This window comes from Pseudomonas halotolerans, from assembly GCF_039581215.1.
In the GTDB taxonomy this organism is placed as follows: Bacteria; Pseudomonadota; Gammaproteobacteria; order Pseudomonadales; family Pseudomonadaceae; genus Aquipseudomonas; species Aquipseudomonas tehranensis.
In genome coordinates this window covers 1-25,849 of record NZ_JBCNTJ010000003.1, presented here as the reverse complement: position 1 = coordinate 25,849, position 25,849 = coordinate 1, and the positions used below count along the sequence as shown (strand labels likewise).

General features: G+C 60.7%; 18 protein-coding genes. 2 read left to right on the top strand and 16 right to left on the bottom strand.

Annotated features, from left to right (window positions below; all coding sequences use genetic code 11):
* The first annotated feature begins 101 nt into the window (after positions 1–101).
* On the top strand, positions 102–881 hold the full coding sequence (locus tag AAIS01_RS04895; RefSeq protein WP_343468042.1) for a TSUP family transporter: 780 nt from the start codon (positions 102–104) through the stop codon (positions 879–881).
* Here the strand turns inward: AAIS01_RS04895 and nudC are convergent.
* The 16 genes from nudC to AAIS01_RS04815 all read right to left on the bottom strand — a co-directional run bounded on the left by nudC (position 849) and on the right by AAIS01_RS04815 (position 23,284).
* Complete coding sequence (gene nudC / locus AAIS01_RS04890; protein ID WP_343468041.1) at positions 849–1,679, bottom strand: NAD(+) diphosphatase; 831 nt, start codon at positions 1,677–1,679, stop codon at positions 849–851. The two genes, AAIS01_RS04895 and nudC, sit on opposite strands and share 33 nt — an antisense overlap.
* 6 nt (positions 1,680–1,685) lie before the next feature.
* The gene (locus AAIS01_RS04885) at positions 1,686–2,498 is read right to left on the bottom strand and encodes a crotonase/enoyl-CoA hydratase family protein (protein WP_214912206.1); all 813 of its coding nucleotides are present in this window, start codon (positions 2,496–2,498) and stop codon (positions 1,686–1,688) included.
* A 257-nt stretch (positions 2,499–2,755) separates the two neighbouring features.
* Positions 2,756–4,237 carry an efflux transporter outer membrane subunit gene (locus AAIS01_RS04880; protein WP_343468040.1) on the bottom strand — a complete coding sequence of 494 codons (1,482 nt, stop codon included), beginning with the start codon at positions 4,235–4,237 and terminating at the stop codon, positions 2,756–2,758.
* Complete coding sequence (locus tag AAIS01_RS04875; RefSeq protein ID WP_343468039.1) at positions 4,234–7,338, bottom strand: efflux RND transporter permease subunit; 3,105 nt, start codon at positions 7,336–7,338, stop codon at positions 4,234–4,236. The genes AAIS01_RS04880 and AAIS01_RS04875 overlap by 4 nt, the downstream gene beginning before the upstream one ends.
* Before the next feature lie 199 nt (positions 7,339–7,537).
* Complete coding sequence (locus tag AAIS01_RS04870; protein ID WP_343468038.1) at positions 7,538–10,633, bottom strand: MdtB/MuxB family multidrug efflux RND transporter permease subunit; 3,096 nt, start codon at positions 10,631–10,633, stop codon at positions 7,538–7,540.
* Positions 10,630–11,943, bottom strand: a complete 1,314-nt coding sequence (locus tag AAIS01_RS04865) for an MdtA/MuxA family multidrug efflux RND transporter periplasmic adaptor subunit (RefSeq protein ID WP_343468037.1) — start codon at positions 11,941–11,943, stop codon at positions 10,630–10,632. The genes AAIS01_RS04870 and AAIS01_RS04865 overlap by 4 nt, the downstream gene beginning before the upstream one ends.
* A gap of 191 nt (positions 11,944–12,134) precedes the next feature.
* A complete protein-coding gene (gene tpx / locus AAIS01_RS04860) occupies positions 12,135–12,635 on the bottom strand; it encodes a thiol peroxidase (RefSeq protein WP_343468036.1) in 501 nt (166 codons plus the stop codon).
* Positions 12,636–12,840: 205 nt separating this feature from the next.
* Entirely contained in the window at positions 12,841–13,512 is a 672-nt protein-coding gene (locus AAIS01_RS04855; RefSeq protein WP_343468035.1) for a DUF3313 domain-containing protein, read from the bottom strand.
* 121 nt (positions 13,513–13,633) lie between these two features.
* A complete protein-coding gene (locus AAIS01_RS04850) occupies positions 13,634–14,128 on the bottom strand; it encodes a hypothetical protein (RefSeq protein WP_092453151.1) in 495 nt (164 codons plus the stop codon).
* 99 nt (positions 14,129–14,227) lie between these two features.
* Positions 14,228–14,725 (bottom strand): GNAT family N-acetyltransferase, encoded by a 498-nt coding sequence (locus tag AAIS01_RS04845; protein ID WP_343468034.1) that lies wholly within the window; start codon positions 14,723–14,725, stop codon positions 14,228–14,230.
* Between the two features lie 264 nt (positions 14,726–14,989).
* Positions 14,990–15,787 (bottom strand): transglutaminase family protein, encoded by a 798-nt coding sequence (locus AAIS01_RS04840; protein WP_343468033.1) that lies wholly within the window; start codon positions 15,785–15,787, stop codon positions 14,990–14,992.
* Positions 15,784–16,734 (bottom strand): alpha-E domain-containing protein, encoded by a 951-nt coding sequence (locus AAIS01_RS04835; RefSeq protein ID WP_343468032.1) that lies wholly within the window; start codon positions 16,732–16,734, stop codon positions 15,784–15,786. The genes AAIS01_RS04840 and AAIS01_RS04835 overlap by 4 nt, the downstream gene beginning before the upstream one ends.
* Before the next feature lie 3 nt (positions 16,735–16,737).
* Positions 16,738–18,147, bottom strand: coding sequence for a circularly permuted type 2 ATP-grasp protein (locus AAIS01_RS04830; RefSeq protein ID WP_343468031.1), 1,410 nt, complete (start codon positions 18,145–18,147; stop codon positions 16,738–16,740).
* Positions 18,148–18,965: 818 nt separating this feature from the next.
* Positions 18,966–21,026 carry a TonB-dependent siderophore receptor gene (locus AAIS01_RS04825; RefSeq protein ID WP_343468356.1) on the bottom strand — a complete coding sequence of 687 codons (2,061 nt, stop codon included), beginning with the start codon at positions 21,024–21,026 and terminating at the stop codon, positions 18,966–18,968.
* 210 nt (positions 21,027–21,236) lie between these two features.
* Complete coding sequence (locus tag AAIS01_RS04820) at positions 21,237–23,006, bottom strand: sodium:solute symporter family protein (RefSeq protein ID WP_343468030.1); 1,770 nt, start codon at positions 23,004–23,006, stop codon at positions 21,237–21,239.
* Positions 23,007–23,017: 11 nt separating this feature from the next.
* The gene (locus AAIS01_RS04815; protein ID WP_047230535.1) at positions 23,018–23,284 is read right to left on the bottom strand and encodes a DUF4212 domain-containing protein; all 267 of its coding nucleotides are present in this window, start codon (positions 23,282–23,284) and stop codon (positions 23,018–23,020) included.
* A gap of 247 nt (positions 23,285–23,531) precedes the next feature.
* On the opposite strand from AAIS01_RS04815, the gene AAIS01_RS04810 reads away from it, so the two are divergent.
* The gene (locus AAIS01_RS04810) at positions 23,532–25,328 is read left to right on the top strand and encodes a methyl-accepting chemotaxis protein (protein WP_343468029.1); all 1,797 of its coding nucleotides are present in this window, start codon (positions 23,532–23,534) and stop codon (positions 25,326–25,328) included.
* The last annotated feature ends 521 nt before the right edge of the window (positions 25,329–25,849 follow it).

Genomic DNA, 25,849 nt, shown 5'->3' with positions numbered 1-25,849 from the left:
GAACTTCAGAGACCCTAGAGGAGTCGCGGCCCTGCCCCATTTATGGGTAACATACCGACCTTCCCTGCAGCCCCCTGCGCCCTGCCAAATAAGCCCATTTCATGCCCTTCGAACTCAGCGTTGACCTTACCACCCTCGCTATCCTTATTCTCGTCGCCTTCATTGCCGGTTTCATCGATGCCATTGCCGGTGGAGGTGGCCTGTTGACCACCCCGGCCCTGCTGACCGCCGGCTTGCCTCCCCATCTGGTCCTGGGCACCAACAAGCTCAGCTCGACCTTCGGTTCGGCCACGGCCAGTTTCACGTTCTACAAGCGCAAGCTGTTCCATCCAAGGCAGTGGACCCATGCCCTCGTTGGCACGTTGATCGGTGCCCTGGCTGGCGCGATCGTCGCCCATTACCTGCCCGCCGAGTGGCTGAACAAGATGCTGCCGGTGATCGTCTTCGCCTGTGGCCTGTACCTGTTGTTCGGTGGCACGCCCAAGGCGCCGCTGGACAGTGACGCGCCGATTCGCAAGACCTGGCAAGCGCCCCAGGGTTTCAGCCTGGGCTTCTATGACGGCGTGGCCGGTCCTGGCACGGGTGCGTTCTGGACGGTCAGCAGCCTGCTGCTCTATCCCATCGATCTGGTCAAGGCCAGTGGCGTGGCCCGCAGCATGAACTTCGTCAGCAACATCGCGGCGCTGTCGGTGTTCATTTTTTCGGGGCAAGTGGACTGGATCATCGGCCTGAGCATGGGCCTGTCGGTGATGGTGGGGGCGTTCTTCGGCGCGCGCACCGCCATCAGCGGCGGCGCGAAATTCATCAGACCCGTATTCATCACCGTGGTGCTGGGCTTGACCGTACGCCTAGCCTGGCAGCACTGGTTCAGCGTGGCCTAAGCGCCGCGCCACATAGAGGTCGATCAGGTAGCGGGCGATGGAGCGCGAGGCCGGCAGTGGCGGCAGGTTGTGCACGTTGAACCACTGGGCATCTTCGATCTCATCTTCCTGCCTGACGATGTCGCCACCGGCATATTCGGCGTGGAAGCCCAGCATCATCGAATGGGGAAACGGCCAGCACTGACTGCCTACGTACTGAATGTTCTTCACCTCGATGCTGACTTCTTCGCGCACCTCACGAATCAGGCAATCCTCGGCCGACTCACCTGGCTCGGCGAACCCGGCCAGCGTGCTGTAGACCCCCGTGACGAAGCGAGGCGAGCGAGCCAGCAGGACTTCATCGCCACGGGTGATCAACACGATCATGCTCGGCGAAATCCGCGGGTAATGCCGCAACTCACAGGCATCGCAATACATCGCCCGTTCCCGGGCGATCTGGCTCATGCGTTTGCCACAGCTGCCGCAGAAACGGCACTCCCGAGCCCAGGTGCCGATCTGCGCGGCATAGCCCAGGACCTTGTACAGCGTGTGGTCATCCTCGAGCATGAAGGCCCGCAGGCCCTTCCAGTTGCAACCGGAGACGTCCTGTGAGCTGTGCAGTTCCAGCAGATAGACCGGCTCGCCATCCAGGTGGCCAATGCCATGCTCGGCGAGGATCGACAGGTCCTGGCGCTTGAGCCAGTCGCGGGGAAACAGCGCGCCGTTGTCATCGAACAGAAAGCCTTCCGGGCTGCGGGCCACGGCCCAGCCCCCCGGGAGATCGGTATCGAGTACTGCGGTGGTCCAGCGTGAAATCATGATCAATCAATCCAGAAATTCAGGTTTCTGTTTGCTCATATGGGCGGCCATGGCCACGCGCAGGTCGGTCGATTGCAGCATGGCGGCGTTCCAGGTGGCGACGTATTCCAGCCCGTCGTCAATGCGGTGGTCGCGCATGTAGCTGATCATTTCCTTGGTACCGGTTACGGCGATCGGCGACTTGGCGGCGATTTCCCGCGCGATACCCATGACACCGTCAAGCAGGCTGGCGGTGTCACTGTAGACACGATTGACCAAGCCGATGCTGCGCGCCTCGTCGGCACCAAAAGTGCGCCCCGTATAAGCGAGTTCACGCAGCATGCCGTCCCCGATGATCCGGGGCAAGCGTTGCAATGTGCCAACATCGGCCGCCATGCCGATATCGATTTCCTTGATGGAGAACTGTGCATCCTCGGCGGCATAACGCATGTCGCACGCGGCGATCAGGTCAATGGCACCGCCCAGGCAATAGCCTTGAATGGCCGCGAGCACCGGTTTGCGGCAGTTGTCCACGGCATTGAACGAGGCTTGCAGCTGCAGGATCTTGCGGCGCAACAGGCGTGCATTGCGTCCCACGTCCTTGCCCAGGTCGTTGGCCACGGCGGCCAGCATCATCAGGTCGATGCCCGAGGAGAAGTGTTTGCCGGCCCCGCTCAATACCACCACCCGCGCTTCGTCGGTGTCGTCGATCCATTGGAAGATTTCGACGATCTCGCTCCAGAACGCGGCGTTCATTGCATTGATCTTGTCCGGTCGATTGATCTGCACATGGGCGATATTGTCTGCAAGTTCGACGGTGAACGCTTGGTATTGCGACATGGCAGTGATCCTTTACCGGCTGAAAAAGAGGCCTGAACTATAACAAGTCCGCGCAGCGGGTCGTAGACAGTGCATCGGCCAAAAGCGGGACCTGGCTACCTGCCATGAAGATCAACCCTGTGGCGAGGGGATTTATCCCCGCTGGGGCGCGAAGCGGCCCCTGCATCGTGCCTGGCACACAGCAGCGACAGAAGTATTTAGGGTCTGCTGCGCAGCCCAGCGGGGATAAATCCCCTCGCCACAGGGATCACCTTCAATCAGGGTTTCTCGCTCGTCTGCATCTGCCCATCCCACCCACCGCCCAACGCGGCGATCAGCTGCACACTTGCGATCAACCGGCTCTGTTGCAGGGTCAGCACACTGCGCTCGTTACTCAAGGCGGTGGCCTGTACGGTCACCACGTCGAGGTAGGCAATCAGCCCTGCCCTGTACTGGTTCTGGGTCAGACGTAAGGATTCGCGGGCAGCGTCCAGGGCCTCTTGGCGCACGCGGGCTTCGTCCTCAAGGACTTTGAGCTGGATCATGTAGTTTTCCACTTCGCGAAAACCGTCGAGCACCGTCTGGCGATAGGTGGCGACCGTCTGGTCGTAGGCCGCGACGGTGCGGTCGACTTCCGCCGAACGCTGACCGCCATCGAACAGCGTCATCGCCAGTTGCGGTCCCACCGACCAGAAGCGGTTCGGCACACTCACCCAGTTATCGTAGGTACTGCTGCTGTAGCCACCGCTCAAACTCAGGGTCAGGTCCGGGTAATAGGCAGCCTTGGCCACGCCGATATTGGCGTTGGCCGCCATCACCGAGCGTTCTGCGGAGGCGATGTCCGGCCGGCGTTCAAGCAGTTGTGATGGCAGCGCCACAGGGATCTGTGGCAGCGCCGGGATGTCCTGGGTTTCTGCCAGGTTGAATTCGGCCGGCGGCAGACCGATCAGCACGGCGATGGCATTTTCGAACTGAGCCCGCTGCCAGATCAGGTCGATCAAGTCGGCCTGGGTGGTCTTGAGCTGGTTCTGCGCTTGAGCCACCGCATCCCTGCCGGATACGCCGGCGCGGTACTGGTTTTCGGTCATTTTCAGCGAGCGCTGATAGTTGTCCACGGTGGTCTGCAACAAGCGTTTCTGCTCGTCGATCACCCGCAATTGCAGGTAGTTTTGCACCAGCTCAGATTGTTGGCTCAAACGCATGGCGGCCAGATCGGCGAAGCTGGCTTCGGCGCTGGCTTCATTGGCTTGCAGGGTGCGACGCAACTTGCCCCAGACGTCCGCCTCCCAACTGACACCGGCCTGGGCGCTGTAGGTGTCGCGGATGCCACTGGCCGAACTGCTCAGGCTCGAACTGCTACTGCCGGTGCCCTGGCTGGAGCGGTTCTTACCGACGGTCAGGTCCACGGTGGGGAAAAATGCGCCCCGGGCACTGCGAACCAAGGCCTGGGCCTGACGGTACTGGGCTTCGGCCTGGGCCACGGTCTGGTTGGACGTGTTGAGTTGCTCCACCAGGCCATTGAGCCGGGCATCGCCGTACAACTCCCACCAGGCACCCCGGGCCAATGCGTCGCTGGGATTGGCCTGGCGCCAACCCTCAGCCTCCTTGTACTGCACGGGCGCCACGGCTGCTGGGCGCTGGTAATCCGGGCCGATGGCGCAGGCGCTGAGCATCGCCACGCACAGCGTCAGGCTCAGCAGCCGCGAGCCACGGGCGGTCGCCAGCGGTGCGACAAGATTGAAAAGCGAGCGGTCGGTCATAGCGGAGTTTCCAGGGCAGCATCAGTGCGCACGCCGCGCCAGCGGTTGAAGCGATGGCGCAGTTTGTCGAGGTAAAGGTAAACCACCGGGGTGGTGTAGAGGGTCAGGATCTGGCTGAACACCAGCCCGCCGATGATGGTCAGGCCCAGCGGCTGGCGCATCTCCGAGCCTTCGGCACCGCCAAGCAATAGCGGCAAGGCACCGAGGATAGCCGCCAGCGTAGTCATCAGAATCGGCCGCAAGCGCAGCAGGCAAGCGTTGCGGATCGAGTCCTGCGGCGACTGCCCGCCGCGCTCCAGTTGCAACGCCAGGTCGATCATCAGGATCGCGTTTTTCTTCACCACGCCAATCAGCAGGAACAGCCCCAACAACGAGATCAGGCTGAACTCGCCGCCCAACAAGTAAATCGACAGCAGTGCGCCAACACCGGCCGACGGCAATGTAGAGAGGATGGTCAGCGGATGAATGTAGCTCTCGTACAGCACGCCCAGCACCAGATACACCGCCAGCAATGCCCCCAGAATCATGAACGGCTGGCTTTTCTGGGTTGCCGCGAACGCATCGGCGGTGCCGGCCATTTTTGCGATGATGTCTTCGGGCATCCCTAGCCTGGCAATCGCCCTCTCGATGGCGGCCGTGCCCTGCTCCACCGTTACACCCTCGGCCAAATCGAACGATATGTCCTCGGAGGCGAACTGCCCCTCATGGCTGACCCGATCATCCTCCAGGCTGCTCTCATAATGCGCGATGGTCGACAGGGGCACCCGCGCGCCGTCAGCGGTAATGACCTGGACCTGCTCGAGGGTGCTAGGGTCCTGGGCGTACTTGGGGTTGACCTCCATCACCACCTGATACTGGTTGAGGCTGTCATAGATGGTGGATATCTGCCGCTGGCTGTAGGCGTTGTTCAACACCGAGGTGACCATGTCCATATCGATGCCCAGGCGCTTGGCCTGATCGCGGTCCACCACCAGCGTGATCTGCTGGGCGCCGCCGCCGTCACGAGCGTCGATGGCGGTCAGTTCCGGCAAGGCCCTGAAGGCCGCCGCGACTTTGGGGTACCACTGGCGTAGCGACGCCAGATCACCGCTCTGCAGGATGTAGGAATACTGCGAGGTGGTCTGCTCACGACCGCCCCCAAACTGCAGGTCCTGGTCGGCCATCAGCATCAAGCGGCCACCCGGCACCAGGGGCATCTCCTTGCGCAAGCGCTCGATGACTTTCTGCGCGGAGATCCCGCGCTCGTTGATCGGTTTGAGGCGCACCAGCATGAAGGCATTGTTGGTGCCGTTGTTGCCGCCGATGAAGCCCGCCACGCTTTCTACCGCTTCGTCCTTGAGCACGGCGCGGCGAAAGATTTCCATCTTCGGCTGCATGACATTGAACGACAGACCATCGTCGCCGCGCACGAAACCGATCAACTGCCCCGTGTCCTGCTGCGGCATGAAGGTTTTCGGCACCACCACATAGAGGGCGATGTTCACCCCTATGGTCACCAGCAGGCTCAGCAAGGTCAGGCGCCGATGGCGCAGCACCCAGTCCAGGCTGCGCGCGTAACCACGGACCATCCGTTCGTTGAGGCGCCGGCTCCAGCGCTGCAAGCGATTCTCCTGCCCCGGCACGTGGGGCTTGAGCCAGCGAGCGCAGAGCATCGGCGTGAGGGTCAGCGACACCACCAGCGAAACCACGATGGCCGCCGCCAGGGTGATGGAGAACTCGCGAAACAGGCTCTCGATAATCCCGCCCATGAACAGGATCGACAGAAACACCGCCACCAGTGAGACGTTCATCGACAGCAGCGTAAAGCCCACCTCTTCGGCGCCCAGGTAGGCTGCCTTCATGGGCGGTACGCCTTCGTCGATGTGCCGGGAGATGTTCTCCAGCACCACGATGGCGTCGTCCACCACCAGGCCAGTGGCGAGAATCAACGCCATCAACGACAGATTGTTCAAGGAGAAGCCGTAGAGGTACATCACCGCAAACGTACCCACCAGGGACACCGGCACCGCCAGGGTCGGGATCAGTGAGGCACGAAAGTTACCCAGAAACAGGAACACCACCAGCACCACCAGGGCCACGGCAATCAGCAGCGTCATTTCCGCCTCGTGCAGCGTGGCCTTGATCACCGGCGAGCGGTCCATGGCCAGGTTCAGCTTGACGCTGGCCGGCAGCACGGCCTGCAACGCCGGCAGCTGGTTCTTGATCTCGTTGACCGTCTCAATGATGTTGGCGCCGGCCTGGCGGTTGATCACCAGTAGCACGGCAGCGTCATCATTGAAGAAACCGCTGTTGTAGCGGTCTTCGACGCCGTCGGTGACTTTTGCCACGTCCTTGAGCCGCAGCACCGAGCCGTCCTGGTAACGGATGATCAGCGTTTCGTAATCCCTGGCCTTCTCCAGCTGATCGTTGGCCTGGATTTGCCACATGCGTTGTGCGTCCTCGACCGAACCCTTGGGCCGGCGCACGTTGCTGTCGGCAATGGCGCTGCGCACATCATCCAGGGCCACGCCGTACTGGTTGAGCAGTTGCGGTTCCAGTTCGATGCGCACCGCCGGCAACGAGCTGCCGCCAATCTGCACCTCGCCCACGCCCGACACTTGGGACAGGCTCTGGGACAGGATGGTTGAAGCCAGGTCGTAGAGCTGGCCCTTCTCCAGCACATCCGAGGTCAGCGACAGCACCATGATCGGCGCCTGGGACGGGTTGACCTTCTTGTACGTGGGCATGCTGCGCATGCCACTGGGCAAGAGGTTGCGCGAGGCATTGATAGCCGCCTGCACCTCCCGCGCCGCGCCGTTGATGTCGCGGTCCAGGTCAAATTGCAGGATCACCCGGGTAGAGCCCTGGCTGGACCGGCTGCTCATGGTATTGACCCCGGCGATAGCGCCGAAGGAACGCTCGAGCGGCGTGGCCACCGTTGACGCCATCACCTCGGGGCTGGCCCCCGGCAAGTTGGCCTGGACCACGATCACCGGAAAATCCATCTGCGGCAGCGGCGCAACCGGCAGCAGGCCAAAGCTCACACCGCCCAGCAGCATGATTGCAAAGCTCAGGAGCATGGTCGCTACGGGGCGACGGATGAAAGGGCCGGAGAGGTTCATCAGCAACCGCTCCAGGCTTCATACGATATGCCGTGAGGGATGGTCGGGCTCTTGTGGCGAGGGGATTTATCCCCGCTTGAGTGCGCAGCGCTCACCAAAGGGGCCGCTGCGCAGCCCAACGGGGATAAATCCCCTCGCCACAAAAAGCCCCCCCGCTTCAAGCCCTCGGGCGTTGATTCTTGCCTGTAATCCGCCGCCGTCATACCCGCACCTCTTTCCCATCAGGCTTGGCAAAGCGGCGCCCCAGGCGGTCGAAATACAGGTAAATCACCGGCGTGGTGAACAACGTCAACACCTGGCTCACCAACAACCCACCCACCATCACCAGCCCCAAAGGCTGGCGCAGTTCAGCGCCGGAACCGGTGGCGAGCATCAGTGGCACCGCACCGAACAGGGCCGCCAGGGTGGTCATCAGGATCGGCCTGAAACGCAGCAGCGCGGCCTGGTAAATGGCCGTCTGCGGGTCCATGCCCTGGTTGCGTTCGGCGTCGAGAGCGAAGTCGATCATCATGATCGCGTTTTTCTTGACGATGCCGATCAGCAGGATGATGCCAATGATTGCGATCATGCCCAGGTCATTGCCGCTGATGATCAGCGCCAGCAAGGCGCCGATGGCCGCCGAGGGCAACGTGGAGAGAATCGTGATCGGGTGGATGTAACTCTCGTACAAAACACCGAGGACGATGTACATGGTCACCACGGCCGCCAGGATCAGCAGCAAGGTGCTCGACAGAGAGGCCTGGAACGCCTGGGCCGCGCCCTGGAACTCGGTCTGCACCCCCACCGGCATGCCAATGTCCTGCTGGACCTTCTCGATCACGTCCACCGCGTGCCCGAGGGCTACATCGGGCGCCAGGTTGAACGACATCATCACCGCCGGGAACTGGCCGATGTGAGCAATGGCCAACTGGGCCTGACGCTCCTCGACCCGGGCCAGACTCGACAACCGCACCTGGCCGCCATCGGTGGTCTTGACGTGAATCTGGTCCAGCGCCTGCGGCCCGATGCGCTCCCCGGCCTGAGCCTGCAACACCACCCGATACTGGCTGGCCTGGGTGTAGATGGTGGAAATCTGCCGCTGGCCGAAGGCGTCATACAGTGCATCGGTAATGTCGGACACCGATACGCCCAGGCGAGACGCGGCGTCGCGGTCGATCACCAGGTAGACCTGCAGACCTTTGTCCTGCAGGTCGCTGGCGACGTCGGTCAACTCTGGCTGCTGGGCCAACGCTTCGACCAGACGATCGCTCCAGAGACTGAGCAACTCGGCATCCGGCGAAGACAGGCTGAACTGGTACTGGGTGCGGCTGACCCGGTCTTCGATGGTCAGGTCCTGCACCGGTTGCAGGAACAGACGGATGCCCACCAGCCGATCCAGTTGTGGCTGCAAGCGGGCAATGATTTCGGTGGCGCTGTCATCCCGTTCGCTGTGGGGTTTGAGATTGATCAGCAAGCGACCACTGTTGAGCGTGGCGTTGTCACCGTCCACGCCGATGTAGGAAGACAGGCTCTGCACCGCCGGATCGGCCAGGATCACCTTGGCCAGTTGCTGTTGACGCTCGCTCATGGCAGCGAAGGAAATCGACTGCGGTGCCTCGGAAATGCCCTGGATCACGCCGGTATCCTGCACCGGGAAAAAACCCTTGGGCACGGCCAGGTACAACACCACCGTCAGCACCAGGCTGCCGACGGCGACCAGCAGGGTCAGCGGCTGATGCTTGAGCACCCACTGCAACTTGCGCCCGTAGGCGGCGATCATCCAGTCGATCCAGGCGCCGCTGGCGCGGTAGAAACGCCCCTGCTCTTCTTCCTTGGGCTCACGCTTGAGCAACCGGGCACACATCATCGGCGTCAGGGTCAGGGACACCACCAGGGAAATCAGGATCGCCACCGCCAGGGTGATGGCGAACTCGCGAAACAAGCGTCCAACCACGTCGGCCATGAACAGCAACGGGATCAGCACCGCGATCAGTGATAGCGTCAGTGAGATCAGTGTGAAGCCAATCTGCTTCGCGCCCTTGAGCGCGGCCTGCATGGGGCTTTCGCCCTCCTCGATGTAGCGGGCAATGTTTTCCAGCATGACGATGGCATCGTCCACCACGAAACCGGTGGCAATGGTCAGGGCCATCAGCGTCAGGTTGTTGATGGAAAAACCGGCCAGGTACATCACGCCGAACGTGCCGATCAGGGACAACGGTACAGCCACCGACGGAATGATCGTGGCACTGACCCGACGCAGGAACAAGAACGTCACCATGACCACCAGGGCGATGGCGATCAGCAGTTCATGCTGGACGTCGGTGACCGAAGCGCGAATGGTCTGGGTGCGGTCAGTCAACACCGTAACGTCCAGGCCGGCCGGCAGGTTGTCGGTGATGCTTGGCAGCAGGGCCTTGATCCGGTCCACCACCTCGATGACGTTGGCCCCCGGCTGGCGCTGGATGTTCAACAGCACGGCCTGGTTTTCGTTGGCCCAGGCGGCAAGGCGTTCATTCTCGGCGCCATCGACGATCTGCGCGACATCCTTCAGGCGCAACGGAGCGCCGTTGGCATAGGCGAGGATCAGCTCGGCGTAGTCCTTGGGCGAGGTCAACTGATCGTTGGCATCAAGCATCGAGACCCGAGTCGGTCCGTCGAAGTTGCCCTTGGGCTGGTTGACGTTGGAGGCGCCGACCAGGCTGCGCACATCCGCCAGGTTCAACCCCGCGGCCGCCAGGGCCTCGGGGTTGACCTTGATCCGCACGGCCTGGCGCTGACCACCGGCGATCGAAACCATGCCGACCCCGCTGATCTGGGCGATTTTCTGCGCCATGCGGGTGTCCACCAGGTCATTGAGCTTGGGCAGCAGCATGGTCTTGGAGGTGATCGCCAGGGTCAGCACCGGGGTGTCGGCCGGGTTGACCTTGTTGTACACCGGCGGGGCCGGCAGGTCATTGGGCAGCAGGTTGGTGGCCGCGTTGATCGCCGCCTGCACCTGTTGCTCGGCGACATCCATGTTGATGTCGAGGCTGAAACGCAGGGTAATCACCGACGCGCCGCCGGAGCTGGTGGACGCCATTTGCGTCAGGCCCGGCATCTGCCCGAACTGCCGTTCCAGGGGGGCGGTCACGGCGCTGGTCATCACGTCGGGACTGGCCCCCGGGTACAGGGTCATCACGCGGATGGTCGGGTAATCGACCTGGGGCAACGCCGACACCGGCAGCAATCGATAAGCGATCAGGCCCGCCAGCACGATGGCCAGCATGCTCAGGGTGGTGGCGACCGGGCGAAGGATGAACAGCCGCGAGAGGTTCATGCGCCGCCCTTTTTCGCCTTGTCGGCCACGGCCGGTTCATCCGGGGCCGCCGCCGTTTTACCCTGCAGGTGTTCGGTCGGCGTGGTGGGCACGTCCTGGCTGTCGTTGACCACGTCCACCTCACTGCCCTCCTTCAGGCGATCGGTGCCTTCAAGCACCACTCGATCCCCCGCTGCCAGGCCCTCGGTGACTACGGTATTTTCGCCGTCGCTGGCGCCGATCTTCAGCTTTCTGATGGTGACTTTTTTATCGCCATCCAGGGCGTAGACGAAGGTGCCGTTGGTGCCGAATTGAATCGCAGCGGTCGGCGCCAGGACTACATTTTTGAGGGTGTCGGCCAACAGGTGCACATTGACGAACTGGTTGGGGAACAGCGACTGGTCGCGGTTATCGTAGCGAGCCTTGAACTTCAGGGTGCCGGTGGTGATGTCGATCTGGTTGTCCAGGCTTTGCAGCACACCACTGGCCTGCAGCTTCACGTCGCCGCGGTCCCAGGCTTCCACTGGCAGCTTCGCCCCACTGCGGTAGCGGGCCAGCACGGTATCCAGGTTGTTTTCCGGCAGCGTAAACACGACGCTGATGGGTTGTGTCTGGGTGATGACCGCCAGCGCGGTTGTGTCGTTGGCGGCCACCAGATTGCCAACATCCAGTTGCCGCAAACCGACCCGGCCGGAGATCGGCGCCCGGATCCTGGTGAATTCCAGATTGAGCCTGGCGTCGTTGACCGCCGCCTGATTGGTCTTGACTGTTCCCTGGTACTGGCCCACCAAGGCGGCGGCGGTATCGAGGGTCTGTTTGGCGATGCTGTCCTCGGCATACAGGCCCCGATAACGCTCGAGGTCTACCTGGGCATTTTTCAGTTGGGCCTGATTCTGCAGCAGCGTGCCTTCGGCCTGGAGCAAGGCGTTCTGATAGGGACGCGGGTCGATTTCAGCCAGCAGGTCTCCAGCCTTGACCATTTGCCCTTCTTCAAAGGCGATCTTGACCAACTCACCACCCACCCGGCTGCGCACGTTGATGGTATTGAGGGCCGTGACGGTGCCCAACGCCTTGTAATAAAGCGGAAAATCCCCGGTGACTGCCGGCGCTACCCGCACGGGCACCGGCCCCGTGGCGCCGCCAAACCCTGGCCGCATGCCACCCGACTGCCCCTGCCCAGCAGGCGCTTTTTGCCCGGCTCCGGGCTTCTGGTCCGTGCCGGCGGGCCAGAACTTCCAGGCCAGCGCCGCAACGATCAATACAATGACCAGGCCAACTAGCCAGCGACGGGATTTACGGGAAACAGAAGATTGCATGGAGTGATCAACCATTGGGCGCGTGGGCTTCTTTTACGGGAGGCTGAAAGATAAGCACTGACGGGTGTTTAGCAAAGCGCCTTTACCGGCAATTTACCTTGGACTTACATCTCATGTAGCCGGCTAAGGTGTTGAAGCACAAATGAAAACGGCCTGGTCGTGGCCAGGCCGTTAACAATTGTAATAAAAACGTTATTACAGGAGCGTTATTTAAGAGCAGCGAGCGCAGCGTCGTAGTTCGGCTCTTCAGCGATTTCCTTGACCAGTTCGCTGTGCAGCACGTTGTCGTTTTCGTCCAGCACCACCACGGCACGGGCGGTCAAGCCTTTGAGCGGGCCATCAGCAATCGCCACGCCATAGTTTTCGATGAATTCACTGCCGCGCAGCGTGGACAGGTTCTGGACGTTTTCCAGACCTTCGGCGCCGCAAAAACGCGCCTGGGCGAACGGCAGGTCGGCGGAGATGCACAGCACCACGGTATTGTTCAGTTCGTTGGCCTGGGCGTTGAACTTGCGCACGGAGGTGGCGCAAGTCGGGGTGTCGACGCTTGGGAAAATATTCAGCACTTTGCGCTTGCCGGCGAAATCCTTCAAAGAAACGTCGGACAGATTGCCGGCCACCAGGGAAAAGGCTGGCGCCTTGGAACCGGCTTGTGGCAACTGGCCGTTGACTTGAACCGGGTTGCCTTTGAGGGTGACTTGAGCCATGAACGGATTCCTTCTGACAGGTTTGAAAATGGTGAGGCCGGAGTTAACCATGAAATGGTTCTGCGACCTATGGTTGGACATAAAAAGTCATGGCTTGGCAGCGTAGGCGCTATCGAGTGCAACGAGGCTGCGATCTTTCACCTGCCAATGGAGTCTAGCGCGAAAGATCGCAGGCTTCGCCAGCGCCTACAGCGACGCCTGTGCGCTATTTAGCCTTGAGTTTTAGAAACGACTGATGCAAGTCCGCTGCCCAACCATCGATCACACCTTTGACATCATCGGGCTTCATCACCTGGGCCTCGTTGGACAACGGCTTACCCGTGCCCTTGCGCACCACCTGGGCGACCACTGCATTGTTGCCGCCATCGAGGAATACCGCTTCGGTACCCAAGGTGGTTTCCTGGTCGCGAATGCCGCTGGCGGTACTGACTGCGGCCGCCACCAGCGCGATCGGAATCACTTCATAAGGCTTCAGGCCTTCGGTCTTGCTGCTGACGGCGGTGATGGCCGCGCGCATCACCAACACCCCCGGTCCTGGCCCGGTCGCCAGGGGCAGGGATTTGCCCGCCTCCTGCTTGAGCGCCTGATCGTAATAACCGGTAATGCCAGTCAGGGTCGCCTGGGGGATCTTCACGGTCGGCTGCGGTTTGGGGTAAAGCTGTGTCGGCTCGATGTAAAGGCTGGTGTATTTGCTCAGGTCTGCCGAGGGGTCGACCCAGCGCATCACTTCGGCCCCCGACGGTGATTTCTCCTCCTTGAGCCGGCTGTAATCACCCAGAAAGCCGGAGTACTCATCCGGCTGGGTGATCTTGCTGGAGCAACCCGCCAGGGCAAGCGAGGCCATGCACACGGTGCCGATCATTGACGCAAACTTCATGCTGTCACTCCTGTAAGCCACACGAAACGGGGCCGGGAATTACAGGTATAGCCAATGGGCGCGGTTTTGCCTGCTCCGACAGCAAGAAGTCACTGGGCAAACCCTTTGCTCGCCACCGCCTTCAGCCGCGCTCGCGGGGTATCAGGCTCTGCAATTGCTGCGCGAGGAAGTCTGCGTCGAAGGTGAAAGTATCCGGATCCTTCAACCCGTTGGTGCGGCGCCATTGCCACTGCAACGAAGGCGGCAGGCAAACCAGTGAGATGCTGCCGTAACGCGTTGCAGTCAGCCCCATGATCGCCAGGGAAATCTGCCCGCCGGATCCCATTACATCCGGTATGAACTCCACCGGTTTGCCGGTGATGGACACGGTCAGTTTTTCTGTCTTGAAGTCGGAGGTTTCAGCCGGAACGCTCGGCCCGTGGGCCACATACGCCTCACGGGTCAGTGTCAGAAGACCGGGGGCCATGACGGGCGCCAGCCATTGCTCGATCTGTCCGTACAACGCCTCGATCTGTGCGGCCCACACCGCCGATTGCGCCTCGTGCTGTTGCTTCTTGTGCGCCTCGCTGTCTGCGTAATGACGAAGCATCTCGCCTAGTTGCTGTACATCGTCCATGCGCTGTTCCTCTGTATAAGGGGTACTGCAAAGCACGATGATGACAGGTTCAAGACGTCGGCGTACGCAAATGCCCATTTGCCTGAGCAGAGCGATCCTTCAGCGCAGCCGCGCCATGGCCAGGGTGTCCACCCATCGCCCGTCACGCACGGCGTAGTCGCGCAGCAGGCCTTCGGTTTCGAAGGAAAATTTTCGGTACAGCCCAATGGCCGCTTCGTTGTCGGCATACACCGTCAGCTCGACCCGGCGCAGGTTCATCCAGTTGTCGGCCACCTCCAGCGCGGCAGACAGCAGCATTGAACCGACCCCCTTGCCCTGCCAGGCAACTGCCACGCCCATGCCGAGGCTGCCGCAATGGGCGCGACGGATGCGCGAGTACTGCTCCAGCCCCAGATGCCCGATGACGTGGTCTTGATGCAGCGCCACCAGCTTTACCTGACGCTCGTCATCCCCACCCAGACGTTTGCGCCAGATTTCAGTGGACTGGAAAGGCATCTGCAACATCTGACGGGTGACTGCCGGGTCGTTGTAGAGCGCGGTGACACCGGCGAGATGAGCTTCACTGAAGCGAGTGAGGGTGATCGAAGATTCTGACATGCGGCTCCTCCCTGGAAGCGTGACAAGGCCGCTCACTATAAACCGTCGCACACTCAGGCAACCAGGGCGACACCTGTGGGAGCAAAGCTTGCTCGCGATTGCGCTGATCAGCGTGTATCACTGTTGACGGTGCCGCCGTCTTCGCGAGCAAGCCCGCTCCCACAGGGGGATTTTGAGTGGTTGCAAACACGGGGTTCACACGTCAATCCCTTGTGGGAGCAAGCCTGCTCGCGATGGGGCTTCAGGGTTCAGTACTTTGCTCGCCTACTGATGCTGCACCTGAACCATTGAGTTTACCTGCACCCGCGCGTGCATCTGCTCTGCCCCGCCACCGCGGCGCATGCCACGGACCGGGCAGGCGTCGAGGTAGTCCAGGCCGACCGCCAGTTTCAAATGTCGATCCGGACAGGTCAGGCGGTTGGTCACGTCGAAGCTGTACCAACCGTCGTCCAGCCAGGCTTCCGCCCAGGCGTGGCTCGCCAGGTGGCTTTCATCTTCGGTGCATAGGTAGCCGGAAACATAGCGCGCTGGAATACCCAGGCTCCGCGCGCAGGCCAGGAAGGCGTGGGTGTGGTCCTGGCAAACCCCCGTTCCACCGGCAAACGCCTCGGCGGCGGAACTGCTGACCGCTGTCGTGCCTGGGCTGTAGGGCATCCGGGCCGCCAGGGCGTTCATTAGGTCGGTCAGCGCCGAACGATCACGCCGCGCCGCGCATTGCTCGTGGGCGAAGGCACTGAGGGCGTCATCGGCGTGGCTGAGGCGGCTGGTGCGCAGGAATGGCAGTGGCGACTGATGGTCAGGCTCCATTTCCACCGCCTGGTGGATCTCCACTTCGCCATAAGCCGTCAAAACCAGGGCACCGTGAGGCTCGTCCATGGTCATCACATGGAGGATATTGCCATAGGGGTCAATCTGGCTGCGCACCAGTCGCGGCAGCTCCAGATGCCACTGCAGGATGCGCTGGCGCTGGGTGTCTCGGGGCGTCAGGCGCAGGAACTGGATGCTGGTGCAGACTTCATCGGCGTAGCTGTAGGTCGTGTCATGGCGTATGGAAAGTTTCATACCACCTCCAGATAAGACTCGTGAACGGTCTGGCCCAGGTGGCGAATCTGGCCAATGAGGTCGGTCAGCCATTGGTGCAGGCCCGATGCCAGGATCTCGTCGATGCCGGAGTAACGCAGGCGTGCATTCAACTCAGCGGCCAGGCGCTGGGCCGGACGGCCGTTATTGCCCGGCAGGCTGGCGAGGATCTGGTTCAGTTCCTCGATACAGGCATGCAACGAGCGCGGGACGTCGGCGCGCAGCAGCAACATTTCCGAGACCTGCTCGGCGTTGGGCGCGTTGCGGTAGATCTCGTTGAACGCTTCAAACGAAGACAACGCTCGCAGCAAGGCGCTCCACTGGTAATAGCCGCGTGCCGAGTTGTCGCTGACCTCTTCCGACTCCTCACCAAACATTTCATAACGTGCATCCAGCAGGCGCAGGGTGTTATCCGCTCGCTCGATAAAGGTTCCCAGACGAATGAAGCTATAGGCATCGTTGCGCATGATGGTGCCCGACGTCGCGCCACGGAACAGGTGCGAGCGCTCCTTGACCCATTCGCAGAAGTGGCTGATGCCGTAACGGCCCAGACCGTTGCTGGCGATGTTGCGCATTTCCAGCCAGGTGGCGTTGATGTTCTCCCACATGTCGGCGGTGATGCGTCCACGCACCGCATGGGCATTGGTCCGCGCCGCCCGCAGACAGCTGTAGATGCTGCCGGGGTTGGTTTCATCCAGTGCGAAAAAATGCAGCATGCGCTCGGTGTTGAGCGCGTCATAACGCGCGTTGTAATCGTCCAGCGTGCCGGCCGCCAGCAACGACATCGCCAGCTCGGCATGCCCATCGCTGCGCCCGGCCTGGGGCATCAACGACAGCGAGTAACTGACTTCGAGCATGCGCGCCAGGTTCTCGGCGCGCTCCAGGTAGCGGGACATCCAGTAGAGGTCCGAAGCGGTTCTTGAAAGCATGTCTTAGTCCTCCACTACCCAAGTGTCTTTGGTACCGCCGCCCTGGGACGAATTGACCACCAGCGAGCCCTCGCGAAGCGCCACGCGGGTCAGCCCGCCAGGCACCAGGCGGGTTTCCTTGCCCGACAACACGAACGGACGCAGATCGATGTGGCGCGGGGCAATACCGCTCTCGACGAAGGTCGGGCAGGTGGAAAGGCTCAGCGTCGGCTGGGCGATATAGGCTTCGGGGCGGGCCTTGAGACGTGCGCGGAAGTCTTCGATTTCTGCCGCAGTAGCAGCCGGCCCTACCAGCATGCCGTAGCCACCGGAACCCTGGGTTTCCTTGACCACCAGATCTGGCAGGTTGGCCAACACGTGTGACAGATCCTGGGGCTTGCGGCACTGCCAGGTCGGCACGTTCTTCAGGATCGGTTCTTCGGTGAGGTAGAAGCGGATCATCTCGTCGACGTAAGGGTAGATCGACTTGTCATCGGCCACACCTGTGCCAACCGCATTCGCCAGCACCACGTTGCCCGCACGGTAAACGGCGATCAGCCCCGGAACCCCCAACATGGAATCGGGGTTGAACGAGAGCGGATCGAGGTAATCATCATCGAGGCGACGATAGATCACATCCACCTGCTGAGGGCCTGCGGTGGTGCGCATGTAGACATGGTCGTCGCGCACGAACAGATCGGCGCCCTCTACCAGTTCCACACCCATTTCACGGGCCAGGAACGCATGTTCGAAATAGGCACTGTTGAAACGACCGGGGGTCAGCACCACGGCGGTCGGGTTGTCCAGGGGGCTTGAGCTCTTGAGGGTGTCGAGCAACAGATTCGGGTAGTGATCGATGGGTGCCACGCGCTGGGCGGCGAAGAGTTCGGGGAACAGGCGCATCATCATCTTGCGGTCTTCGAGCATGTAGCTCACGCCGCTGGGCGTACGCAGGTTGTCCTCCAGCACGTAATAACTGCCATCACCGTCGCGCACCAGGTCGACACCGGCGATATGGGCATAAATGCCCCGATGCAGGTCCAGGCCTTGCATCGCGATTTGATAACCCTCGTTGGCGAGCACTTGCTCGGCCGGAATGATTTTTTCCTTGAGGATCCGCTGCCCATGGTAGATGTCGGCCAGGAACATGTTCAGGGCCTGGACCCGCTGAATACAGCCGCGCTCGACCGTCTTCCATTCGCTGGCCTTGATGCTGCGAGGAATGATGTCGAACGGAATCAATCGTTCGGTGCCCTGCTCGTCACCGTAAAGGGTGAAGGTGATACCGGCTCGATGGAACAGCAGATCGGCTTCGCGACGACGCTGTTCCAGTAACTCCAGCGGCGTGTCCGCCAGCCAGCGTGAGAAGGCTTGATAGTGCGGGCGGCAGTCACCCTTCGCATCATACATTTCATTAAAAAAAGCGTGGGGCATAGCCAACTCCCAGCCGCGTTCTACACGGCATTTTTTATCACTTCGTCATTCCAATGGTCTGGCCTTGCTTTGTTTTAATGAACCCTGTTTCTCTAAGCACCTCGATAGGCATTGGTCTGTGATCTGGCCTTTGCGTCTGGATGACGTGCGCCCCCTGATTAAACCTGCGTCATGAAGACTGATAACGCCGCCGCTCGGGTGGCCTGCTCTTTTGAACCGTAGCAAAGGCTGTGCCTAAGCGAAGCGCACCAGGACATTGCTGGAAAAACCGTCGTAAATGTACGTTTCGGCGAATTTTTTTTTCATTTTTGCGACATAAATTCATCAATAAGCTGAAACGTTTCTTACAGATTTCTCTCACACGCTCCAGAACGGGTCGAATCGGTGCAATAAAGCGGGTACCCGCCAGGGAATGCCCTGAAAGAGGGAAATTTATACTCATCACCTGCACCGAGCAGCATGCTCGGTTCTTACAGAGAAACCCTTTCCGCCCGCTCACGCGGTTCGGTCCGCTCATTTCTCACCTCTCTGCGAGAGGGAGGACTAAGGCATTCACCTGATCAGTGAACAATAGCGGCCAATGTGAAAGTCTGCTCGCGAGGGTGGTTCAGATTGAGATAACGATGTCATATCTGCCAATTTCTCCCACTTCCCTGTTGCCGCCGCGCGGCGCTGAAGCTGCGCCACGCGCTGAGGGCGGACGCTAAACGTGACATCGCGCAGGTGCCCGTTGGCCGCACGCTGGCGTAACCGGTGGCCACCAATAAAAATGCCCGGGACTCAAGTTCCGGGCATTTTTATGTTTCAGAACAGCGCACTCAGAACGTCACGCTGGCGCTCAGCTTGGCGGTACGCGGTTCGCCGACATTGACCTGCAGCTGGCTGCCGGTGGAGGACGGGTAGTACTGTTTATCGAACAGGTTATCCACGTTCAACTGCAGCGAGGTCTTGTGCCCGAACACCGGCGACTCCCAGCGCAGGAAGGCGTCGGCCACGGTGTAGCTGCTGAGCCAGAAATCGTTGGCGTTGTTGGCGGCGCGCTCGCCGACGTAACGGGCACCGGCGCCGGCGTGCCAGGCGCCGAACTCGGCAGGCACGTTCAGGTGGTGGGTCAGGTACAGGCTTGCGGTGTGTTTGGGGGCGTTGGCCAGGCGGTGGCCTTCGTCATCCGGATCGTCGAGGATTTCCGTGTGGGTGTAGGCGTAGGTGCCGATCAGATCCCAACGCTCGGCCAGACGCCCAGTGATGTCGAGTTCCAGGCCTTGGGAGGCGACTTTGCCGGCGGCTTCGGAGACTTCGTCAACAGTGGTCACCACGTTCTTTTTAACAATGTCGAACAGGGCGAGGTTGATGTTCAAGCCTGGCAATGGATCGTACTTGGCGCCGATTTCATAGCTGCGGCCCTCTTCCGGTTTGAAGGTGGCAAGGTTTTTATCGACGGTATCGTTAGGCTTGAAAGACCGGCTGTAGTTGCCATAAAGCGACAATTCCTCGGTGGCTTTATAGACGAGGCCCAGAAATGGGACAAAAGCATCGCCGTTATCGTCGCGAACGTGGACGCGCTTGAGCATGCCTTGGTCGGCGTATTGATCGTAATGCTGGTAACGGCCCCCAAAGACCAGGATCCAGCGGTCATCCAGGTGCCAGTTATCCTTGAGATACATCGAACTGGAAGTCAGTTTGTTGCTCAAGTTGCTTTGCGGCGCATTTACCGTGCTTGGCTCCCCCAGACCACCGTACACCGGTGCCGCAGGGTCAAAGCCTGATTGATATGCTCCGCGGTAGGTTTTGCCACGGAATTGATCGGACACTTGATTGTCGACGCCGATCAACAGGTCATGACGCTGACCGAATAGCTCCTGCCTGCCCATGAAATCCCAACTGGCGTAGCGGGTTTCATCGTCATAGTGCGCGCCGTTGGCGGCACGCTGGAAAACTCCGTTCGACAGCCGCGGCTGCGCAATCGAGAGACTGTACCGGTCGTTGTTCCACCCGTAGGTCACACGAGTTTTCCACGCTTCACTCAATTCATACTCGAACCGGGCTGTGGCCGTTTCGCGAATTCCCACGCTTTTGGCCCAAGGCTCATCAAGGCGCTTGTTGTAATCAATGTCGGCCGGATGCCCATTGGTGAACACCGTGCCGCGGTCAAACGGATTGGAGTATTCGTTGTACTCATAACTGAGGTTCAACGAGGCTCGCTCGCCCGTCCAGGCCAGGGATGGCGCCACCAGCGTGCTCTCATTGACGCCATAGTTGCGCCAATAGTCCTCATGCCCACGCTCGGCAATCAACCGATACGCCAGCCCGGTATCGCCCAGTGGCCCGGTGGTGTCCAGGGCCATGGTGCCGCCGCCTTCGCTGTAGGCCGAGCCGCTCAGCGTAGTGCTCTGGGTGTATTCGGGCTTCTTGCTGATGACGTTGACCAGGCCGCCGGGCTCCAACGCGCCGTACAACATCGAGGCCGGGCCCTTGAGTACTTCGACTCGCTCGGTGGTGGCGCTGAAATTGCGCCCCAGGTTCGAACGCACGCCATCGCGCAGGATCGAGCCGTCATCGTTGGTGCCGAAGCCACGCTTGACCAGCGAGTCCCGCGAACCGCCCAGGGTGTTGCCCTGGCTGACGCCGCTGACAAACTTCATCGCATCGCCCAACGAGCGCACCTGATAGTCCGCCAGGGTTTGCTGGGTCACCACGTTGATCGACTGCGCCTCCTCCTTGATCGGTACATCGCTTTTGCTCGCCGTGCTGGCTTGCGACGCCGTATAGCCTTCGTCCTGAGTGATGCGAGTGCCCTGGATGTCCGTGGTCGGCAGTTCGAGGGTGCCCTGCGCCCACAAAGGGCTTGCGATGAAACAGCAGGACAGCGTTGGCAACATGCGTTTGAAGAAGGCGTTACGGGTAGCGAGAGGGGCGGAACGATTCAAGATGCAGCACTCAGAGAGGGATGTTAATGAGAGAGAATATACTTTGAGAATGATTCCCAGTAAATCTTTCTAACACCTTCCCACTTGACCGCGCAAAAAAAAGACGCCGGATCATTCCGGCGCCCTTCTTCGTCTCCACCCTTTTTCAGGGTTTACCACCCATCAATGATCGATGGCCGCTCCCGCCCCCCTTGGAACCCGGATATCTTCCACCAGGTGCTGAATGTGCTCCGGCGGCGGCGCGGTAAAGCGTGACACCAGCACCGCGGCCGCAAAGTTGAAGAGCATCCCCAGGGTGCCGATGCCTTCCGGCGATACGCCTAGCCACCAGTGATCGGCGGTGTTCATCGCCGGATTGATGAATTTGAAGTAGACGATGTAGGTGAATGTAAACGTCAGCCCGACAATCATCCCGGCGATCGCGCCCTCACGATTCATGCGCTTGGAGAAGATCCCCATGACGATGACCGGGAAGAATGAGGACGCTGCCAGGCCGAAGGCAAAGGCCACCACCTGGGCCACGAATGCCGGCGGGTAGATGCCGAACAACCCGGCGATCAGTACCGCCACGCCAGCGGCGATCCGGGCGGCCAGCAACTCTTGCTTTTCAGTGATCTTGGGCATGATGTTGCTTTTGAGCAGGTCATGGGACACCGAGGTGGAAATCACCAGCAGCAACCCCGCTGCCGTCGACAGCGCCGCCGCCAGGCCACCGGCGGCAATCAGGGCGATCACCCAGCCTGGCAACCCGGCAATCTCCGGGTTGGCCAGAACCATGATGTCGTTATCGACATACAGCTCGTTAGCCACCGGTGAAACCTGATTGCTCAGCAGCCGCTGCTCGTTCGCCCCGCGCTCGCCAGTAAAGCTCGGCGCGCCGACCAGGGCTGCCCCCGGGCCATACTGGATGATGCCGTCGTTGTTCTTGTCCGCCCAGGCGATCAGACCCGAGTTTTCCCAGGTCTTGAACCAGGCTGGTGCGGTGGCGTAGCTGACGTTGGGGATCGAGGTCAGCAGATTGGTGCGCGCGAAAGCCGCTACAGCCGGTGCGGTGGTGTAGAGGATGGCAATGAACAACAGTGCGTAGCCTGCTGACTTGCGCGCATCACGTACAGTCGGCGTGGTGAAGAACCGCACGATCACATGAGGCAGGCCCGCGGTGCCGACCATCAACGCCATGGTGATGAAAAACACGTCGGTGGTCGATTTGGTGCCATCGGTATAAGCCGTAAAGCCCAGCTCCGCCCCCAGCCCGTTGAGCCGTTCGATCACGCTCTGGCCGCTGCCTGTGACTTCGCTGATGAAGCCCAACTGCGGGATCGGGTTGCCGGTGATCATCATCGAGATGTAAATCGCCGGCACCATGTAGGCAAAAATCATCACGCAGTACTGCGCCACCTGGGTGTAGGTAATGCCCTTCATGCCGCCCAGTACGGAGTAGAAGAACACGATGGCCATACCGATCATCACGCCGGTGTTGATATCCACTTCCAGATAACGGGAGAACACGATGCCCACGCCGCGCATCTGCCCCGCCACGTACGTGAAGGAAATGAAGATCACGCAGATCACTGCTACCACCCGCGCCGTCTGCGAGTAATAACGCGCGCCGACGAACTCCGGCACGGTGAATTTGCCGAACTTGCGCAGATACGGCGCCAGGCACATCGCCAGCAGCACGTAGCCGCCGGTCCAGCCCATCAGGTAGACCGAGCCGTCATAGCCGGCGAAGGCAATGATCCCGGCCATGGAGATGAACGAAGCGGCCGACATCCAGTCGGCCCCGGTGGCCATGCCATTGAGTACCGGGTGCACGCCTTTGCTGGCGACGTAGTACTCACTGGTGGAGCCGGCGCGCGTCCAGATGGCGATAGCGATATAGAGGGCAAAGGACGCGCCGACGAACAGGTAGATCAGGGTTTGGGTATCCATGCTCGTCGGCCTCAGTCTTCGTGGACGTCATATTTGCGATCGAGCTGATTCATCTTCCAGACGTAGAAGAAAATCTCGAGCACAAAGACATAGATGGACCCCTGCTGGGCGAACCAGAATCCCAGGGGCGTACCGAAGAAGCTGATGGTGTTGAGTTGGTCAACCAGCAATATGCCAAAGCCGAACGACACCAAGAACCAGATTGCCAGCAATACCAGCATCCAGCGCAGGTTTTCCGTCCAGTAGGCACGCGCAGCCTGTTGTTTTTGAGTGGACATGGAAATCAACTCCCGTTGTTTTTATTGTTTTCCACTCAAACCGTAGCAGTCACTGGGCAGAGCGCTAGTACGACTTTCGTCTACCTCTACCGCCCCGGCTATTGACTTCTCCATTCCACCATCAGCAAGACGGGTTGAAAACCGCTGAGAGCCCCGCCGTGATATCAAATCGCCCTGTCGCGCTAAAGCTTTGGCGCTCGCGGTCGAATGTATGCCATCGAAGTAATTTTTACCCCGGGAGCAACGGATGCAGACGTTAAAGGCCTTGTACGAGTCTATCGAGATGCGGTTTTTCGATACGCTCACCAAAAAGCTCTCGAGCCTTTTTCTGCTGGTCGTGGTCAGTGGCTTGCTTTACTGGGTGGCCCTCAGTGCCCGCGCCGACATTGTGCTGCAGTTGCACACCGCGCAACTGGACCCCGCCCTACTGGGGCAAGTCGAGGGCCAGCTCGACAGCCTTACCCATGCCCTGCTCTTCGGCGCGCTGCTGACCCTGTGCATGATCAGCTTCATGGTCTGGTACTTTCGCCACCTGATCGTGCGCCCCGTCACGGCCATGACCAAGGCCCTCGAGGAAATCGCCAGCGGCGAAGGCGACCTGTCCAAAGACCTGCCCTTGGTGACCCACGACGAAATCCGCGTGCTGGCCGACACTTGCAATCGTTTCCTGGCCAAGCAGCGGGAGATCATCAGTAATGTCCAGGCGCTGACCGTGCACATCGCGGTCGAATCGGCCCGTTCGTTGAAAAACATCAGCGACTCCAGCGACAGCGCTACCCACCAGGCTCGCTTCGCCAAGGAAGTGATGGATCAGAGCAACACTGCGGTGGGTCGCATCGAAGAGGTCTCGCGCCAGACCCAGGGCATATCCAGCACCACCGCCCAGAACCTGAGCATGGCCCGCGACTCCTATGCTGAACTGCTGGAAGTGACGGGCAACATCAGTGAGATTTCGAGCAGCCTCAATGAATTCGCCACGCTGGTAGGCGCCCTGAATCAACGCTCTTCGAGCATCAAGTCCATCGTTGGGCTGATCCAGCAGATTTCTGCCCAAACCAACCTGCTGGCCCTCAACGCGGCCATCGAAGCCGCCCGGGCCGGTGAAAGCGGCCGGGGTTTTGCCGTGGTGGCCGATGAGGTGCGCACCCTGGCGCAGAATGTCAGCCGGGCTACCGACGATATCTCGCGCAACATCGACGCCATGCTCGAGGAAGTCAGTTCCACCCATGAACAGACCAACCAGATCAGCCACAGCGCCCGGGAAACCCAGAAAGTCGTGGAGCGCGCCTCGGGCCATTTCGAAAGCATGATCGGCGACTTCGAATCCACCAATGGCAAGTTGGCCGATATCGCGTCCCATATCCAGCTTTTCGCCGAGTCCAACACGGGCATCAACGAACGGGTCACGCAGATCCATGCCGACAGCCAGTCGATTGACCAGCGCATGCAGCATTCGGCAACGGCGACCCGTGACCTGTCCGGTGTCGCTGAAAAGGTCCAGGCATTGTTGGGCCGGTTCGTGCTCGGCCATGGCAAGCTGGACGCCGCCATCACCCGGGCCAGCCAGTGCCGCGACAGCCTCCAGGTCCAGTTGGAGGCGCTGCAGCAGAATGGCCTCAACCTGTTCGATCAGAACTACCAACTGATTCCCGGCACCGACCCCAAGCAATACATGACCAGCTACACCGAGCGTTTTGCCCAGGTCTGCCAGGAAGAATGCGACAAACTCACCCGCAGCACCCCGGGCGGCAAGGTCTCATTCATCGTCGACACCAAGGGTTATTGCCCGGTGAACAACAGTTGGGTTTCCAAACAGCCGACCGGTGAGCGCGCCGTCGATCTGCCAGTGTGCCGCAACAAGCGGATTTTCAACGATCCCATCGGCCTGCGCGCAGCGGGCAACACCCAGCGCTTCCTGCTCCAGACCTACCTGCGCGATACCGGGGAAATCATGACCGAGATCGACGTCCCGTTCTTCTTCAATGGCCGCCATTGGGGCAACTTGCGGGTCGGGTTCGATGCGGCGGTGTTGTTGGCGGAGTGATGCCTTGCACCGGGTCGTCGACTGATGCAAATCCCGAGGCCGCCCCAAAACACCTGTGAAATTTTGAGACCACACCAAAAACAACTGTGGGAGCGAGCCTGCTCGCGATAGCGGCCTGTCAGTCAACATCCTCATTACTGACCCGACGCCATCGCGAGCAAGCTCGCTCCCACAAGGTTCTGTGGTGTAGGCAAATCCCGAGGCCGCCCTAAAACAAACTGTGGGAGCGAGCTTGCTCGCGATAGCGGTGGGTCAGCCACATCAATGGCGACTGACCCGACGCCTCGCGAGCAGCCCGCTCCCACACGGGTTCTGTGGTGTAGGCAAATCCCGAGACCATCCTAAAACAACTGTGGGAGCGAGCTTGCTCGCGATAGCGGTGGGTCTGCCACATCAATGGCGACTGACCCGACGCCTTCGCGAGCAAGCCCGCTCCCACACGGGTTCTGTGGTGTAGGCAAATCCCGAGGCCATCCTAAAACAACTGTGGGAGCGAGCTTGCTCGCGATAGCGGTGGGTCT